Source organism: Xanthovirga aplysinae (genome assembly GCF_009711365.1).
Taxonomy (GTDB): Bacteria; Bacteroidota; Bacteroidia; order Cytophagales; family Cyclobacteriaceae; genus Xanthovirga; species Xanthovirga aplysinae.
On sequence record NZ_SMMB01000121.1, the window covers coordinates 1 to 406 of the forward strand.

2 tRNA genes are annotated in these 406 nt (G+C 41.4%); both read right to left on the reverse strand.

From position 1 onward, the window contains the following. Positions 1 to 182 precede the first annotated feature (182 nt). Positions 183 to 256, reverse strand: a tRNA-Ala gene (locus E1171_RS00160). Between the two features lie 10 nt (positions 257 to 266). Continuing rightward, positions 267 to 340, reverse strand: a tRNA-Ile gene (locus tag E1171_RS00165). Between the last annotated feature and the right edge of the window lie 66 nt (positions 341 to 406).

The window sequence follows — 406 nt, forward strand, 5'->3', positions numbered from 1 at the left end:
CCTTACAATATGTCAATGAACTTTTTTGATTGGTGTTAATGAAACAGCTTTCTAACTAATATTTGAATTGGCTCGTCTATTAGATAGCAAAACTACTTCTCCAATCTATGTGGTTTAATCTTTCTTTAAACCTTTCAGCAAAAATTAAGCTGACCGTCTGTCAACTTTTCCACTTTTTAAAGTGGAGGATATCGGAGTCGAACCGATGACCTCCTGCGTGCAAGGCAGGCGCTCTAGCCAGCTGAGCTAATCCCCCAGAAATATTGTGGGCCTGCGTGGACTCGAACCACGGACCTCTACATTATCAGTGTAGCGCTCTAACCACCTGAGCTACAGGCCCAATAATGGATTCTTCCACAATATTTAAATAAATAAGATAGCAAACCGCGTCGACAAATCTCCAGAA